At 37.6% G+C, this 17,351-nt stretch carries 14 protein-coding genes; 9 read left to right on the forward strand and 5 right to left on the reverse strand.

Annotated features, from left to right (window positions below; translation table 11 throughout):
* Nucleotides 1-121: 121 nt before the first annotated feature.
* The 4 genes from GQR39_RS00945 to GQR39_RS00960 all read left to right on the forward strand — a co-directional run bounded on the left by GQR39_RS00945 (nt 122) and on the right by GQR39_RS00960 (nt 6,711).
* Nucleotides 122-490, forward strand: coding sequence for a DUF2237 domain-containing protein (locus tag GQR39_RS00945; RefSeq protein WP_007581464.1), 369 nt, complete (start codon nt 122-124; stop codon nt 488-490).
* Nucleotides 491-726: 236 nt separating this feature from the next.
* Nucleotides 727-1,251, forward strand: coding sequence for a DNA starvation/stationary phase protection protein Dps (gene dps / locus GQR39_RS00950; RefSeq protein ID WP_010553097.1), 525 nt, complete (start codon nt 727-729; stop codon nt 1,249-1,251).
* A 624-nt stretch (nt 1,252-1,875) separates the two neighbouring features.
* Nucleotides 1,876-4,815 (forward strand): TonB-dependent receptor, encoded by a 2,940-nt coding sequence (locus GQR39_RS00955; RefSeq protein WP_165734599.1) that lies wholly within the window; start codon nt 1,876-1,878, stop codon nt 4,813-4,815.
* A 156-nt stretch (nt 4,816-4,971) separates the two neighbouring features.
* Nucleotides 4,972-6,711 (forward strand): SulP family inorganic anion transporter, encoded by a 1,740-nt coding sequence (locus tag GQR39_RS00960; RefSeq protein WP_165734680.1) that lies wholly within the window; start codon nt 4,972-4,974, stop codon nt 6,709-6,711.
* Between the two features lie 53 nt (nt 6,712-6,764).
* Here GQR39_RS00960 and GQR39_RS00965 read toward each other — a convergent pair whose 3' ends face one another.
* Nucleotides 6,765-7,442, reverse strand: a complete 678-nt coding sequence (locus GQR39_RS00965; RefSeq protein ID WP_007581448.1) for a glutathione S-transferase family protein — start codon at nt 7,440-7,442, stop codon at nt 6,765-6,767.
* 488 nt (nt 7,443-7,930) lie between these two features.
* On the opposite strand from GQR39_RS00965, the gene GQR39_RS00970 reads away from it, so the two are divergent.
* The 3 genes from GQR39_RS00970 to GQR39_RS00980 all read left to right on the forward strand — a co-directional run bounded on the left by GQR39_RS00970 (nt 7,931) and on the right by GQR39_RS00980 (nt 13,231).
* Nucleotides 7,931-10,111, forward strand: coding sequence for a response regulator (locus GQR39_RS00970; RefSeq protein WP_165734600.1), 2,181 nt, complete (start codon nt 7,931-7,933; stop codon nt 10,109-10,111).
* A 281-nt stretch (nt 10,112-10,392) separates the two neighbouring features.
* Nucleotides 10,393-11,751 carry a serine hydrolase domain-containing protein gene (locus tag GQR39_RS00975; protein WP_024590246.1) on the forward strand — a complete coding sequence of 453 codons (1,359 nt, stop codon included), beginning with the start codon at nt 10,393-10,395 and terminating at the stop codon, nt 11,749-11,751.
* 205 nt (nt 11,752-11,956) lie between these two features.
* Nucleotides 11,957-13,231: an alpha/beta hydrolase gene (locus GQR39_RS00980; RefSeq protein WP_165734601.1), complete on the forward strand. Its 1,275-nt coding sequence runs from the start codon at nt 11,957-11,959 to the stop codon at nt 13,229-13,231.
* A gap of 23 nt (nt 13,232-13,254) precedes the next feature.
* Here GQR39_RS00980 and GQR39_RS00985 read toward each other — a convergent pair whose 3' ends face one another.
* Nucleotides 13,255-14,076, reverse strand: coding sequence for an AraC family transcriptional regulator (locus GQR39_RS00985; RefSeq protein ID WP_165734602.1), 822 nt, complete (start codon nt 14,074-14,076; stop codon nt 13,255-13,257).
* 126 nt (nt 14,077-14,202) lie between these two features.
* Here GQR39_RS00985 and GQR39_RS00990 point away from each other — a divergent pair, with 126 nt between their 5' ends.
* Both GQR39_RS00990 and GQR39_RS00995 read left to right on the forward strand, forming a co-directional pair.
* Complete coding sequence (locus GQR39_RS00990) at nt 14,203-14,673, forward strand: YHS domain-containing (seleno)protein (protein WP_165734603.1); 471 nt, start codon at nt 14,203-14,205, stop codon at nt 14,671-14,673.
* A 101-nt stretch (nt 14,674-14,774) separates the two neighbouring features.
* Nucleotides 14,775-15,209 carry a nuclear transport factor 2 family protein gene (locus GQR39_RS00995; protein ID WP_165734604.1) on the forward strand — a complete coding sequence of 145 codons (435 nt, stop codon included), beginning with the start codon at nt 14,775-14,777 and terminating at the stop codon, nt 15,207-15,209.
* Nucleotides 15,210-15,277: 68 nt separating this feature from the next.
* On the opposite strand, the gene GQR39_RS01000 is transcribed toward GQR39_RS00995, so the two are convergent.
* From GQR39_RS01000 to GQR39_RS01010, 3 genes are all read right to left on the reverse strand, one after another.
* A complete protein-coding gene (locus tag GQR39_RS01000) occupies nt 15,278-15,619 on the reverse strand; it encodes a YajD family HNH nuclease (protein ID WP_165734605.1) in 342 nt (113 codons plus the stop codon).
* 37 nt (nt 15,620-15,656) lie between these two features.
* On the reverse strand, nt 15,657-16,592 hold the full coding sequence (locus GQR39_RS01005; RefSeq protein WP_165721113.1) for a hypothetical protein: 936 nt from the start codon (nt 16,590-16,592) through the stop codon (nt 15,657-15,659).
* 99 nt (nt 16,593-16,691) lie between these two features.
* Nucleotides 16,692-17,291 carry an acyl carrier protein phosphodiesterase gene (locus tag GQR39_RS01010; RefSeq protein ID WP_165721257.1) on the reverse strand — a complete coding sequence of 200 codons (600 nt, stop codon included), beginning with the start codon at nt 17,289-17,291 and terminating at the stop codon, nt 16,692-16,694.
* Nucleotides 17,292-17,351: the final 60 nt, after the last annotated feature.

A 17,351-nucleotide genomic window follows, 5' to 3' on the forward strand; every position in this document is an offset into this window, starting at 1 on the left:
AATTTTGCTGCGGGCTTAAGTTTGTGTAATCCCCCCTTCCCTCTTTTACGTTTTATAGCTATCTCAAGCGAGTTACTCCTGATAGAGTAAATTTATTAAACACCACAAACTAAGGTATTTCATGGCGAATCAATTTAATGTACTTGGCACACGTTTAAAACTATGTTGCGGTAATGGTGGCTACACACGTGAAGGATTTTGTTATGTACCAGAATCAGATCTTGGCAATCACAGTGTGTGTGCAATTATGACTGACGAGTTTTTACAATTTTCAAAATCACAAGGTAACGACTTAATAAGCCCAAACCCTCTTTACGATTTTGAAGGTTTAAAAGCCGGTGATAAATGGTGCTTGTGTGCAGTAAGATGGCTTCATGCTATTTCAGCAAACGTTGCGCCACCAGTGGTACTTGAAGCCACAAATAAAAAATCATTAGAAATAGTGCCGCTCGATGTTTTAAAAGCGCACGAATATATAGCCAAAGTTTAAATACACTTAAGCGTTATTAAATTAAAGTCTGCAGATTTTACAAATGTATGCAGGCTTTTCAAAAATTCAATCACCTCTCCAGCCTCTAAAATCTTAAATAAAAACATAACCTAATGTTTTTAAATCACTTTTAAAAACAATCAACTTACGGCATAACAGTTGCTTCATTAAGTTTAAGTCATGCTCATAACGCAACATATTATATGAGCAACACATTACTTAATGTAGGAGAAATTATGAGTAACAATAACGAATCAAACAAAACAACTAAATTTACCGCGCCAGGTATGAGTGACGAATCAGCTCAAAAAACAATAGCTACGCTAGATAACCGCATGGTTGCATTGATAGATTTACAGCTTACTTTAAAGCATATTCACTGGAACGTAGTGGGACCTAACTTTATTGGCGTACACGAAATGATAGACCCACAAGTAGACATTGTGCGCGAAATGACAGATACAATTGCAGAGCGAATTGCGACTCTTGGTGGAGTGCCCGTTGGTACGCCTAAATCAATTGTAGATCGTCGTACATGGAACGAATACTCAGTAGGTAAAGGGTTAGTAACCGAGCATTTAGCCGCACTTGATAAAGTATACAACGGCGTTAATGGCGATCACCGTAAAGCAATTGAGACTCTTTCTGAATTAGATCCGGTGTCTGAAGATATGATCACCAGCCAACTAGCTGACCTAGAGCAATTTCAGTGGTTTATTAGAGCCCATTTAGAATCATCTACAGGCGAGTTAAAAAGCTAATATATTTAATCTAAGAAAGCCCAGCATTAATATGCTGGGCTTTTTTTTGCGTAAAAATCACTCTATTTATAATCATATATAGATATGTATCAGTAAGCTCTAATACAAAATTCATATAAAAACAATAGAAAATTGGTATTACCAAAACAAATAACCAAAATAAAATTTAATGATTTTATACTCCTTACTATTTCGCAAATTTATAAGCCATACCCAACCTTTAATGAACATCTCATTATTTTAACATCACTTAAAAAACAAACTAAATACGTATAAAAGTACGGCATAAAATTTAAAAACAGCACTAAATAGTGTATTTAATAGTACAAATAATATAAAAAAACGTCTTTGGTAAACATACTTCAATAAAATTCATTCAAAATATAAAAAATAAAAACACATCATAAGCCATTAAATTTATTAAATATAAGCAAAATAAAAGAACGCTTTGTAATACACCTTGTGAATTTTTGGTAAACAAAGGTTGTAATAAAAGCTGAATTGGACTAATTTCAACCATACCACCTGTATGACACGCTACAGGGAAACAGCAGTTAAATTGGTTAACCAAACCAAGTAACAACACACACAATGACGTAAGTCGTACCCAAACGGGAGAGATACATGAAACTCAATCAAATTACTTCAACATTAATTAATAAACATAAAAGAAGTAGCTCTACAACTATCAGTGCAGCAGCCCTTTTATTAATGGCTTCTTCTACTATTGCAGCGCAAGAGGCTCCGGCAGCTTCAGAAACGGCAGCTGCAGATATTGAAATTATTGAAGTAAAAGGCATGCTAGGTAGTATGAAAGCCGCCGCTATGCTTAAGCGTACTGACGGACGTATTGTAGATGCGATTGTTGCTGAAGACATTGGTAAGTTACCTGATAATAATATTGCAGAAGCACTGCAACGTATTACCGGTGTATCTATTAATACCGATTTTGGTGTGGGTGACAGTGTTTCGATTCGTGGCTTACCTCAAAACCGTGTTGAATTAAACGGTCGCTCTACTATTGGTGACTCTCGTGACGGTATTAGCTTACAAGATTACCCATCAAGCTTCTTAAAAACAGTAGAAGTCGTTAAGTCTCCTACTGCCGATATGATTGAAGGTGCATTAGGCGGAACAGTTAGCTTAAAAACAGTTCGCCCATTAGAGCTAGATAAACTAACTGGCGCAGTTTCATTAGATGGTGAATATGCAGATAAAACAGAAAAAGTAGCACCTATTTTTAGTGGTTCACTTGGTAACAACTGGGACTTTGACGAAATGGGTACCTTTGGTGCCATTGCTATGTTTTCGTATCAAGATCGTGAAATTCGTCAAGATGAAACGTCTAGCCGTGTTAAACCTCAAGACATTGATATTAATGGCCAAGAAGGTAATACACCAAGTGGCAACGCTATCGTACGAGACGAGCACAGTGTTGAACAATATGTAGAACAACGTAAACGTACTGCTGTAAATTTATCACTTCAGTGGGCACCGCAATCTGGTAATGGCATGGTGTATCTAGATTTAAGTGGCACTAAACGCTCTGGTGAGCAAAGTGGTAACTCTATATTAGGTGTTGCGGGTTCGTTATCAACAGATGCAAATACAACTCAAGATGCTAACGGCGTAAATAATTACACGCTAACAAACGAATTTGGTATCCCTAAAACATACAGTGACTTTCGTGAAACTGACTCGTTTTCAAATGCACTTGGTGCAGAGTGGAACCTTACTGACAGTATAAAAATCTCTGGTGAAATTGCAGTAGCATCATCAGAAAGCGTAAGACCTGATTCTGAATTTACACTTCGCCCAATCGAAAAATCAACATTTGAAGCAAGTGGCGGAACTCAGCTAACAAATCATTTATATGATGGTGCATTTTCTCAAGACGGTAATAAATTACCAAGCATCATTCATTCAGATCCTAATGCATTTACTGACCCACAAAACTTAGCACTTCGTACGTTTAAAAGTGAAGATAGAAGAACAGACAATGACGAAACAGCTATTCGTTTTGATGTTGAAATGTTTGAACCTCTAAGCAGCTTAAGCTGGGTGTCTAAAGTAAAAGCAGGTGTACGTGTTACTAACCGCGATTACGAATATGAGCAATACAAAGTAGAAATTAAAGACATTTACAAAAATGCATTTAACGACTCAGATGGTTCATTAGCTACTTTATGGGTTGATGACTACAACGCTGCTTTTTCAAATAGCTTCACAACAGTTAGCCACGACAACTCTTTTGACCAATTAGGTCATTCAGGACAAAATGACCTACTAACGTTTTTAAGCTACAACGGTTTATCTAACCCTGCAAATACTTACGCTCAACTTCAGCAGTTACTTGCAGGTACTAACCTAGCGTCAACAGGTAGTCTTTCAGATAACCAAGAGTTCCAAGAAAGCGCATACCGTAACGTAGTTGAAGATACAGCTGCTGTGTACATATCAGCGTACTTAGACTTTGATAACATCACTGCGATTGTGGGTGGTCGTTATGTGACTACAGATTTAGAATCAAGCGTATTTCTTAATGGCGAAAAAGTAACTGGCGACAATGACTACAGCGACTTTTTACCAAGCTTAAACGTTACGTATAACTACTCAGACGAAACATTATTCCGCTTTGCTGCTGCAAAAGTTATGCGCCGCGCTGACTTTAGCGAGCTAAGCCCTGCATTTGACGTTAATAACGACATTACAGGTGCAACGCAAGGCTCTATTGATTTAGAACCATACCGTGCAACGCAATACGACTTATCTGTAGAGCATTACTTTGATGAAGGTAACGTACTATCTTTCGCAGTATTTTATAAAGATGTTGAGTCTTTCTTAAGTAACGAAAGTAGCTGTGTAGCTGCATCAAGCACTTCAACAGGTCAAAACGTAACTCAGTGGAACCAAGTATGTCAGCTTGACGTTGCAGGTGTATCTCAAGACAACCTAGTTTACTCAGATGCGACTGACTACCCTGTAGATATAGATGGCTTTAACCATGTTGCAGGCTTGCGTGACGCAGGACTAACGGGTATTGATACAGTTAAAAATGTAAACGGTGAAAACGGCTCAGTACAAGGTTTTGAAGTTGGTTACCAACAGTTCTTCACAAGCTTACCTGGTGCATTTTCTGGCTTAGGTGTTAATGCAAACTACACGTATGCAGACAGCGAACAACCAAACGGCAACCCATTATTAGATATTTCTAAAAATACGTACAACTTACAAGTATTTTGGGAATACGAAGGGTTCTCTACTCGTATCGCTTATAACTACCGTGACAGTTTCTTAGATACAGAAAACGAGAAACGCGTAGAAAATATTAACTCAGACGGCAGCATTTCAGCAGAAGGCACTGTTTACGGTAATAACTACCGTGACGACAGAGGCCAGTTAGATTTCTCTGCAAGCTGGGATATTAACGAAAACGTGACCTTAGTAGGTAATGCGACCAACTTAACGGGTGAGCCTTCAATCTACCTATCTGAACTAGGTGGTGCTTGGAAGTACACTGAAGCGGATCGCCGTTACAGCTTTGGTATTCGCGCTAAATTTTAATTTTCCCTAAAAACTAAAGCCTGCTTTTATGCAGGCTTTTTTACGTCTATAAAAAAGTAGCTTTATATTACGTAAAAAACACACCCACCTAGCTATACTTATTTGAACATTAAATTTACTATCAAAGCGTTACTACTATTAACAGGAAAAGTTGAAGTGCTGTCGCGTTTATATAATTTTATGCCGGGTTTAGATACATTGCTGCACTACGAGCGACAATGGTTTGCTGATGATGTAAGAGCGGCGCTATCGGTAGCTGCGGTAGCTTTACCTGTTGCCATTGCTTACGCACAACTAACCGGTGTTAACGCCGCCGTCGGTTTATATTCTTGCATACTGCCAATGATGCTATATGCGCTTTTTGGCACTTCTAAGCAATTAATAGTCGGCCCTGATGCCGCCACCTGCGCCGTTATTGCAGCAGTAGTAACACCTCTTGCTGCAGGTGACAGCTTTAAGCATTGGCAACTTGTTGTCACAATGACCGCTATGACCGGCTTTTGGTGCTTTATAGCCAGTAAATTTAAGTTAGGTGTATTAGCCGACTTTTTATCTAAACCTATTTTAATGGGCTTACTAAACGGCGTGGCTATCACTATTATTGTGGGTCAATTTTCTAAAGTATTCGGTTTTACCTTTGACGAACGCTACCTACTTGAACGCCTAGGAGGTGTACCCACATACCTAGCGCAAACACATGTTCCCACCTTACTAATGGCTTTGTTTACACTGGCGGTTTACTTTGTCATGAAGCGCATAAGACCCACGTGGCCTGCATCTATGTTTGCCATTGCATTTGGTGCGCTTTTGGTATGGATTTTTGATTTAAAACAACTTGATATAAAAACCATTGGTACCGTAACTGGCGGGCTTCCCGTTTTTAATACCCCTGTTTTTGATTTAGGGATTATTCGTGAGCTAGTGGTACCCGCACTTAACTTAGCCATCGTGAGTTTTGTTAGTATGATGCTAACTGCGCGCAGCTTTGCCGCTAAAAATGGCTACGACATAGACGCCGATAAAGAATTTAGAGCGCTAGGTATTGCCAATATAGCGTCAGCTCTTTCGCAAGGTTTTGCAGTCAGTGGCGCCGACTCACGCACCGCTGTTAACGATGCAACGGGTGGTAAAACGCAGTTAGTATCAATAATAGCAGCGGCCATTATTGCGGTCATAGCCGTATTTTTAACAGCGCCACTTGAATTTATTCCAAGCGCAGCGCTAGGTGTTGTACTTATTATTGCCTCTGTTCATTTACTCGATTTAAAAGCTGTTTGGCAACTAAAACGAAAAGACAAACAGGCATTTTATCTCGCCTCAGCCACCTTACTTGCGGTGTTATTTATTGGCGTTATACCAGGGATCACACTTGCTGTATTACTGGGGTTATTTCAGTTTATTCGCACTGTAATGCGCCCAACCGACAATATACTCGGCGTAGATGTTAACGGTGTAGTAAGAAGTTTAGACGCCACAGATAAAGCAAAAGCAGTGCAAGGCGTGTTTATCTATCGCTTTAATTCACCTTTAACTTACTTTAATGCCAGCTACTTTAAACGCAGATTACTTGAGCAATACGCAAGGCAAAAAGACGACACCCACTGTGTAATAATTGACGCTGTGCCCTGCTTTACTCACTTAGATTTAAGCGTAATGGCAATGCTTGCCGATCTAGATGTTATATTTAAAAAGCGCGATATAAGGCTTGAACTTGCAGGTAGAAAACGCCAACTACTTTCGTGGTTTGAAATTGCAGGAATGAAGTCGGGAAAAGAAGGTATATATATTCACTCAGACCTATATATCGCCCTAAAAAGAAATAGCGTAAGCCAGCACACAGAGGAAGTTAATTTATTCGTGGCAGATGAAAATAAAGAGGTGCTAACACAGCCATGAAATACTAAACAGCAGATCAGCTAGCTGATCTGCTGTTTAGTATTAAGTACTTTTTATACTTTAGGGTAATTTGAAGGGAAAAACGCTTTTTTAGCGTCTTCATCAAACTCTTTTTTAAAGGCTACATCAGTACCAATTACGCGTGCACGTGCAACCGCTGGGCGGCTATCAATGCTTTCAAACCAACGCTTAAGATTTGGATACGGTGCTAAGCCCTCTTCACCTAATACAACCGGTGCTTTATCAATCCAGCCCCATGCAGATACATCAGCAATGGTATACGTATCACCCACAATAAAGTCACGACCTTCAAGGTGAGTATCAAGTACTTCGTAATGGCGCTGCGCTTCACGTAAATAACGATTAACCGCGTAATCAAGCCCTTCTGGCGCCATGTGTCTAAAGTGTACACTTTGCCCTGAATACGGACCTAAACCAGATGCGATAAACATTAACCATGACAGCATTTCAGCGCGGTCATCGCCCTTGCCTTCTAGCTTTCCATATTTTTCAGAAAGGTACATTAAAATAGCATTCGAATCGAACACACGAGTTTCACCATCAACAATTGCTGGCGCCTTAGCGTTTGGATTAATTGCTTTAAATTCAGGTGTATGTTGCTCACCTTTTAAAGTATCAAGAGGAACAAGTTCAAACGGTAAGCCTGTTTCTTCTAAAAAGAGTGCAACCTTCATTGGGTTAGGAGTATGGTGAAAATAAAATTTAATCATGTAAAGTTCCTCAATAATTGAGCAACGATTAAAGCACAACTTGAGCGGGTGTTCAAATTAAGTTTTAACCAGGTAAAATATACAGTTAAAACGTGATTCAATTGTGAGTATTTCGTGATATTTCATTAGTGAATATCACTTATGCCAAGAAAAATATCAGCCTTTTCGAGCCATCACATGCTTTTAGAAATTTATGATTCACAAGGTTGCAGAATTTGCCCACCAGCAGAGCTGCTGAGTTTCAAAATTTACAGATGATGTAAAACTATAGACTGGTTTAATCCCTATTAATTCCGATGTTAATTACTGAGAGTGTTCAGTATGGAAAGATCCTTTTTACTTTCGCTGGTTTTATAAAAAACACTTCAAAAAAATAATAAGAGAGTAACAAAATACAGAATCTATTTATTAGCCTGATTTAAATGTTAAAGTTGTCATTATCACTAAATTACTCTTATAGTGAATCTATATAAATATTGAGCAATACTATGATAAAAGCACAAATACCAGTAGACGAAGAATCTAGATTAAAAGCCCTGTATGAGTATGAAATATTAGATACTGAAGCCGAAAAAGTATTTGATGATTTAACTCAACTTGCTTCTGATATTTGTGAAGCCCCCATATCACTTATAAGCTTAGTTGATCCACAAAGGCAGTGGTTTAAATCAAAGTATGGTATCGATGTAGACTCCACCGAAAGAGATATCGCATTTTGCTCTCATACAATACTGCAAGACCAAGTATTTGAAATACAAAACGCTCTACTTGATGAACGTTTTTATGATAACCCTCTAGTAACCAGCGATCCAAACATTCGGTTTTATGCGGGCACACCGCTAGTTACACCTAGTGGCAGCACAATTGGTACATTATGTGTTATCAGCGACCAGCCAAAAAAGCTAACTCAAACACAAATTAACGCACTGAAAATACTTGGCAAAGAAGTTATCGCACAACTTGAGCTCAGGTTAAACAACAGAAAGCTGGCCACTGCATTAAAACAACAACAAATACATAATAAAAATCTTGAAGAACTAAAAAAAGAAGCTGATACAGCTAACACTCTAAAAGGTCGATTTTTAGCAAATATGTCACACGAGCTAAGAACTCCGCTGCACGGCATTTTAAATTTAGCTGAGTTTGGACTGGCAGAGACTTCAAATATAGAAAAAGATAACGCCTTAAAAAGTATTTTAAGCTCCGCGAATATACTATCAAATATTGTAAATGACATTTTAGACTTTTCAAAAATTGAAGCGGGTAAATTAAATATTGAGAATATTAACTTTAACCTGAGCGAAGTCATTAACAATGTAATTAATCCACTAATGAAACAAGCCACAGATAAAGGAATAAAATTTATTCCATCTATAGATAAAAATATCGCTACAACCTTAAAAGGCGATCCTGTCAGAATTTCACAAATTTTAAATAACTTATGCTCAAATGCGATTAAATTTACACAACAAGGCCAGGTAGAGTTTAAAGTCACTGTAAAAGAGAACTCCTTAAACACGCAAAATATTGTATTTGAAATAATCGATACAGGTATTGGTATTAGTAAAGCTGCACAGCAAAATTTATTTAAAGAGTTTCATCAGGCTGATTCATCTACATCTAGAAAGTACGGGGGCACGGGCCTTGGCCTCTCCATTTGCACCAAGCTAAGTAGTTTAATGAATGGCAAAATCAACTTCACGAGTAAAGAAGATAAAGGTTCTGTATTTACTTACCAACAAAGCTTTGAAACATCAGAACTCGATGGATTATTAAAACCAAATAAAGAAATAACCGATTTACAAGGGTGTACTATTTTGGTTGCCGAAGACAATAAAGTAAATCAAGTTGTCGTAAGTAAAATGCTACAAGCCCATAATGCGAAAGTAATATTTACCGAAAATGGCAAAGATTGCGTTGATTACTTTTTTGCCAACCATGTTGATTTGATTTTTATGGACATTCAAATGCCAGTGATGGATGGAGTGCAAGCCACTAAAATAATTAGAGCGCAACAAACAGGTAAAACAACGCCAATTATTGCCATGACAGCCAACACCATGAAACAAGATATTGAACACTATTTAGATATTGGTATGGATGGCTATTTAACGAAGCCATTTAATAAAGAGCATTTAAATAGCTTGCTCAATGTCTATAATCCAAAAAACTCAAATCTCAAAAATTTAGCAGTTAAAGTTAGTAACCCAAACATTACGAGTGAACGTAAGCTAAAACAGATATGCAATGAGCTAAAAAAGTTAATTCCAAATGCCGACAGAGTCAGTCTCTGGTTATTTAATCACGACTATACTGCCATTAATAGCTTAATTTGCCTTGATGAAAAAAATGAAATAGTAAGTAATGCAGTTTTAAAAGCTGAAGACTTTCCTGCATACTTTGACTATATTTTAGATCATAAAGTATTAGACGCATCAGATGCGAGAAACCACGGAATCACTAAAAACTTCACCAAAGTTTATTTTGAACCATCAAACATTTACTCCTTGCTTGACTACATCTACTTTATTGATAACAAGCCACTAGGTGTTATTTGTTGTGAAAGTGTTGGCTCAAAAATTTCATGGAGCCATGCAGATAAACTGTCACTTATTAAAGTAGCTGATGTAACAACCTTGTTTTTATCCAAGCGGCTGAAATCATCGTAGCTACTTAATATATATAAAATGGGAGGAGTGCCTAATTACTTAAACTATTTAACTAAGCGGCATATGCCACCAAGGTTATGCGCGTTTATTGATTTAACAAAAAATTTGAATGTATATGGGTAACTAAAGCGAAGCGTTGAGTTTACTTTTTAGCTGTGCAATATTAACTGGCTATAAACTAAAAATAATACTTATAAATTAAAGTAAATAACCGCTTAAATGAAGCACAGGGATCGCTAAGCCTATCTACAGGTTTGGTATAAAAACTAAAAAGGATGAATATGATTAAGCCATTTTACGCTAGCTGTTTGTTAGCCCTCTCGCTATTAACACCCTGCCTTGTAAAAGCAAATCCGACAGCCTCGCAATATCAGGAAATTCTTAACGATAACCTTACTGAAAACGAGCCTGGGGTATCGGTAATTATAAGTAAAAATGGCAAAGTACTTTTTAAAGGAACGCGCGGGCTTGCCAACCTTGAGCATAACATTCCACTTAATGAGCAAAGCGTTTTGCGTTTAGGTTCTATTTCAAAACAATTTACTGCAGCTGCAATTATGATGTTGCAAGAGCAAGGTAAGCTAGCGGTTACCGATGATATTCATAAGTATGTTGCAAGCTTTCCAACAGAGGGCAACCTCGTCACAATCGAAAACTTATTAACCCACACCTCAGGCATCGCCAACTACACAGATGACGACGATCTCTTTGATAAAGAAATACAAGTCCCCACCAGCGTTGACGATGCACTAGCGCGATTTGCCAAACACCCAATGGTGTTTAAACCCGGCGAAGCGATGGCTTATTCAAATACCGGTTATTCACTGCTTGGTAAAATAATTGAAGTAGCAAGTGGCCAGTCTTACAAAGACTTTATTGAACAACACATATTTAAAAAGCTAAAAATGAACCAGAGTAGTTATGAAGGGCAAGAACTTGTTACCCATCGCGCATCTGGCTATGAGCAAACAGAGCAAGGATTTATCAACACCAGCTACATTAATATGGATTGGCCATATGCCGCAGGTGCGCTTATATCTACTCCAACCGACTTAAACATTTGGTTTAGTGCGTTATCGTCTGGCAAGCTTATTAGTAAAGCAGGTTATGAGAAGATGGTAAGCCCTTTTAAACTCAACGACGGCAGCTTTTCATCCTATGGTTACGGATTAATTATTAAGCCCTTGAATGAATACACCGTAATTAAACACACTGGCGGAATAAATGGCTTTTTAGCACATGCACGCTATATTCCAGAGCAAAAGCTATATGTTGCAGTACTGGCTAATTCAAACCACATAAACCCTATTTTTATCAACGAAAAATTCACAGCCAGAGCACTAGGTATTGCACTACCCGAGTTTAAAAAAGCAGAGGTAACAGAGCAGCAATTAGCGCCCGTATTGGGTGATTACCGTATTGATGAAAACACCTTACGCAGCCTAATTTTTGAAAATGACGTTTTGTATTCAAAGCGCACTGGTGGCGATAAAACAAAACTTATTACCATGTCTAAAAATAGCTTTTACTACCCTAATTCAAACAATTACTTAGTAATAGAAAAAAACAGCCAAGGCCAATTAGTAATGAAGTATTTTAGTGGATTATCAACAACGCCTACTGAGGCGATTAAGATTTAGCTTTATAAGCCTCCCAAAAAACAATGCCCGCAGCTTTCTCTACTTATAAGCTCGGGTATTTTTATTTTGAATCCTCGTTAACGCAACAATAAATTATAAAATTAGTATGTGATGTGTAAAAGGTAATAAATATGTTACTTTTTATATGCTAATTTTATACTTAACCTCTTTAAAATAATTTACAAACCGAAAATAAGGAATAAGCATGCTTTTTCACCCTCACGGTAAATCCTATATTTTCGCCCCTTTGCTCATTATTTTGCTATCTGCTTGTACTTCAAACCCAGCTTTAATGCCTACACCCAATTTATATGTAAGTACGCCTTATTCAGAAGCCCAAGTACCTAAAAACCTACATACTACAAGTATGGAATTACTCTATGTTACAGACCGAGCAGTTTCTGAAAAAGAGGGGGTTATGTATAACGCAAGTCGCTCGCCATCAATTGCGTACGGTGTAGCAAAAATAAATTTTGGCGATAAATCTTTGCAGTGGAGTGAGCTATTAAAGCAAAGTAGCCTTAAAAATCGCTCCGGAAATTTGACTTACGTAATGGAAAAAGCGGATGAATTAGGTCGCTTCCCTTTATCGCCTTATAAATTTAGACGCGTAAAAAACAAACTCCAAATTGACGAAGATATTTTAGAACGCAAAATTTTTCACGAAACCCAATTAAACAAAAATATTAATCAGCGTTTAAAAAACAGTAATAATAAAGATGTTATTTTGTTTGTGCATGGCTTTAATAATACCTTTAACGAATCGGTATTTACTCTTGCTGGTATTTGGCATTTTTTAAACCGACAAGGCGTACCTATTGTTTACTCTTGGCCTGCTGCCGCCACAGGATTAACCGGCTATTTTGAAGATAAAGAGTCTGGTCAATTTACTATTTTTCATTTAAAAGAAACCTTACGACTACTTTTTAAAAATCCTGAAATAGAAAATATTCATATTATTGCGCATAGCCGTGGCACAGATGTAGTAACCACAACACTTAGAGAACTTATAATTGAAAACAGAGCCAGTGGCGGAAATCCCCGAGAAGACCTGCGTATTGAAAACTTAATTTTAGCTGCTCCCGATCTTGATTTTGGTATTATTAAGCAAAGGCTAATGGCTGAGCAATTTGGGCCCGCATTTGGAAAAATCACTATTTACACCTCTCAAGAAGATAGCGCATTGGGTATTTCACAATGGCTAACAAACAGCTTAAGTTTTGGTAGGTTAAACACAAAAGATGTAAACATAAACGAGCAAGACATATTTACCTCAGTAGGTAACGTAAGCCTAATTAAAGTGCCTAAATCTGGCAGCTTAATAGGTCATGATTACTTTCATAGTGATCCGGCGGTAAGTTCTGATCTCATTAATTTGATATTACATAAAGCATCGCCAGGCTCTAAAAAACGACCGCTGCAAAAACTCGAAAATAACTTTTGGTCGCTTGATTCAAATTACCTAATTAAAAACGAATAGTAGTTAGCACACAAAAAATAAAATTATTGCTGGCTTAATAACCACTCTTTTGGCGCTTGCCCTGTTTTTTTTCTAAATACACGGGCAAGTGCAGAGCCATTTTCGTACCCAACCTGATTAGCCACTAAATCCATATTTTGATTTTTTAAAATAAGCTTTTTAGCAACCGATAAACGCCAATCAGCTAAATAGTCAGCTGGTGTTTGCTCAATTACTCGCTTAAACGTATCGGCAAATTTAGAACGCGACATACCACACTCCTCAGCCATAGCGCTAAGCGACCAACTTTGCTCTGGAGTTTGGTGTATTTTTATTAATACTTTAGCCAACTGAGGGTGAGTAAGCCCAGCCATCATCCCGCTTTTAATTGCGCCCTCTTCTAGTACTTTTCGCAAAACACTAATTAAAAACACATCGCATAAGCGATCTATAATTAAATGCTTACCGCTGGCGTCTTTAAATGCTTCTTCAAAAATCCAAAAAGCGCTTTGCTCTAACAATCCATCACCTGTTAATTCATAATTTAAACAAAAAGGGAGAGCCTGTAATAAAGGGCTATGCCCACCGCTTTGATAGCTAATTTGTGCGCACACTAAATCAGCACCGTCACCCTTATCCGAAAATAAACAGTGCCCTGTAGAGTGAGGAAAAAAAATAACCGAAGGCGTAGACAAAACCACTTCAAAACCACTATTACTGCGCACTTTTAACGTACCTGAGCGTAATAAATGTAAATGCCCAACACCTTGATCGTCACTAAAGTCACTCGTACCGCACATGTTCCCACTAAAAAACACATTGGCATTAAGCGAAAAGTGACTCAGTACACTCGAAAGTACGTCCATAAACGCCTCTTTGGATTATTGGTATGAAAATACAGACTAATAGACGCATATTAACCAAAAAACAACGATAAAGTACAGTTGAGTTTTAAACAAACACACTAATTAAATTACCCTTTGGAGATACACATGAAATTTTCGACACTGACTAAATCAGCTTTTTTTGCAGCATCAGTCCTTGCAAGTTCACTAAGCTTTGCAGCAGACATAGACGCAAATGCCGACGTTAACGACATTGCAATTAGTGGTTACGATACCGTTGCTTACTTTACCCAAAACAAAGCAGTAACAGGCAGCTCTGAATATACTGCAACACATAAAAATGCCATTTATAAATTCACCTCAGCTAAGCACCGCGACTTATTTAGAGCGAATCCAGAAAAGTACGCACCACAATTTGGTGGCTTTTGTGCGTTTGGTGTATCAATGGAGAAAAAATTTGACGTAGATCCAGAAGCGTTCAAAATTGTTGATAACAAACTTTATTTAAATCTTGATAAATCAGTTCAAAAACAATGGCTAAAAGACGTACCTGGCTTTATTAATTCAGCCGACTCAAACTGGTTTGACATAAAAGACAAAACAGCAAAAGAGCTTTAATAAACAAAGTTTCATTTAAATATAATATTGTGAGGCTGCTTTAGCTTACACCAGCAGCCTTAAATTTAGTGCGTTGTTCATTATTAGCAGTAGAGAGTTTTATGTTGAAATCGTTGTTAGTTATTATAAGTGTTACCTTTTTATCGTTTAGTACATTGGCTGATCAAGCCTCTGATAAAGTAGCGATAAAAGCCGCAGTAAACGACTACTTTCAGGGTCAGGGTGAGGCGAGTAAAGTGCGTTTATTTCGCGCATTTGCAGCAGATCACGCAACAATGGTTGGCGTCGTAAAAAACGACGACGGTAAAGAAGTTATTAAGTCGTATAAAGACATGACCAGTGTACTTAACCAATGGGCATCAAACAAAAATCCAGCAGGTGGAAACCTCGATGGTGAAGTTATCAGTATGAACATTGTTGACGACCGTTTAGCTGTTGTTTTATTTCGCTCTACTAACCGCTTTTACGATGCACTAACATTAGCTAAACTAGATAATGAATGGAAAATAGTCGCTAAAGCTTATATTTTGCAATAACTATTAAACCAATAATCGCTGTTATAAAATTTTAACCTGTTTATTTGACCATTAACGTGGCTAAACTATTACTTTGATTTATTTAACAGCGCTTTTAAATCGGCAAATGGAGAATGCGTCGCAACCTCAACTTTGCGATCTGTAGTCGACCCGCCATACATAATATGCTCGTGGTATTTATTGTGCTCATTGTCGTGGCAATAAATACACAATAACTCCCAGTTACTTCCGTCTTCAGGATTATTACTGTGATTATGATCAACATGATGCACCGTTAACTCACGCAAATTAGAGTACTCAAACTCACGAGCACAACGCCCGCATACCCAAGGATATAATCTTAAGGCTTTTATTCTATAACCTTCCTCTTGCTTCACATAAGCCTGAGGTACTGCGTTATTATTACTCATAGTATTCCTGGTAAATTCACTATTTCGGTGCTCAATACTAAAAAAACTTAATTACTGACAAATCACCAAAAGAAGTATCTATATGCCGGCCTGTTTGCTCCCATGCACGAAGTACAACCATAAGTTTTTTATTGTCAGAAGTCCAAGACATTCCACCGCCGTATGCTTCAACTTTTTCACCGCCAGAATCTTTTAACCCCAGCCCAGGGTCTGTATTTCGAATATTTCCCTTACCTACTTTGTATTCAGCAAATACGTGAACATTATGCGGTAACGAAAATGATAAAAGCGAGCCAATACTCGCTCCATACGAATTAGAAATTAACTTAGTGACCTTTGGTGCAGACGAATTTAAAAAATCAGCCTGAAATACAATATTATCTTTATTCTCAAGGGATACATGCTTGAAAGACCACGCGCCAACAATACTTAACGACAAATCAAATTTGTTACTTAGCTTTGGCCTATTAAGAAAAAAATGCTCAAACAAAGACTCTTTATTATTGAAGGTATAGAAGTTGTGTTGGCCAGATAGCTCAAACTTGGTTGAACGTGTATTTTGCGAGAAAATTTGATCCGTTTGATTGCCGCTTAAATTGCTAGCCGTGCTTTGCAGCCCTTCAAGCGTTTGATAGTTAAATGTGATTTTAGAATTTTTAAATTTTCTATAAGAAAGCAGTATATCTTGTGTTTTTGTTTCAACATCATCTTCGAAAATATCGGCTGAATAACCAATTTCAATGTCGTTAATATCAAAAAACACACCCACACGTTGATTGTTTATGGGCTCTAACGAAAACAGTGTTTTTTGATTACTCCCAGCCAAGTCGTCGTATATTAACGCGTGACTAGTGTTAGGGTTTGAAATAGTTGTTCGTACCGACTTCAAGTCAAAGTCGAAAGCCAATACAGCACCAGATTGAAATGCCGCTAAAACAGCAAAGCTCACAATAACCAAGTAATTGCGATTCATTAAAAACACTCAAAAATTAATTTGTATTAGAGTAGCGTTTTTTTCACCTTAAATTATCACAAAAGGTTAACAATTGATAAAAACTTTAAATAATGCGCTTTATGCCATTTTTGGGGTGCTTTCAAGGTCAAACTCACTTACATGCTTAATTAGCTCCGGAAAGAACGCTAAAAACACGGCTTCTAATTCATCGTAGTTACGCGCTATATCCTCAGCTGCCCCCGCAAAGTTATTAGTAAAACGAATGCGGTTAGCAATATTATCAAGTGCTACTCCTATTCCCTCAACGGTTTCGTACTCTTTAAACCAATCGTTTTTAGTCATACTTGTTACAACATGCTGCATGCGCGGCGGCATAACAGGTATGCGATTATTCAAAAGCTGATAGCTGGTGTACTTAAAATCACTTAAAGGTTGCTTGCTAAATCGCTGCCAATGCAAAATTAAAAAATGATCAAACACCACATCAATAGCCACGCCAGCAAAACGTTTTCGCTCAGGTGAAAAGTACTGCTTGGCATGTTTAACTGCGCGGTGGGAGTCTGTAAATTTATCGACTAAATAGTGGTTATCGAGCCCGTTCTTAACCGTATTTGGTAAGTGAACTATATGCCTTTTTCCACCAAAGTCACCCAACAAGTTTCCAAAGTGAGAATCGGCTGTGGGCTGCGCTAAATAAAGATGAGCTAAATAATTCAAAGTGTTCTCTGGCTTGGCTAATACAAACAAATAATAACGTAAATTTAAACTAAACTCACA

Source organism: Pseudoalteromonas sp. C8, assembly GCF_011378685.1.
GTDB lineage: Bacteria > Pseudomonadota > Gammaproteobacteria > Enterobacterales > Alteromonadaceae > Pseudoalteromonas > Pseudoalteromonas arctica.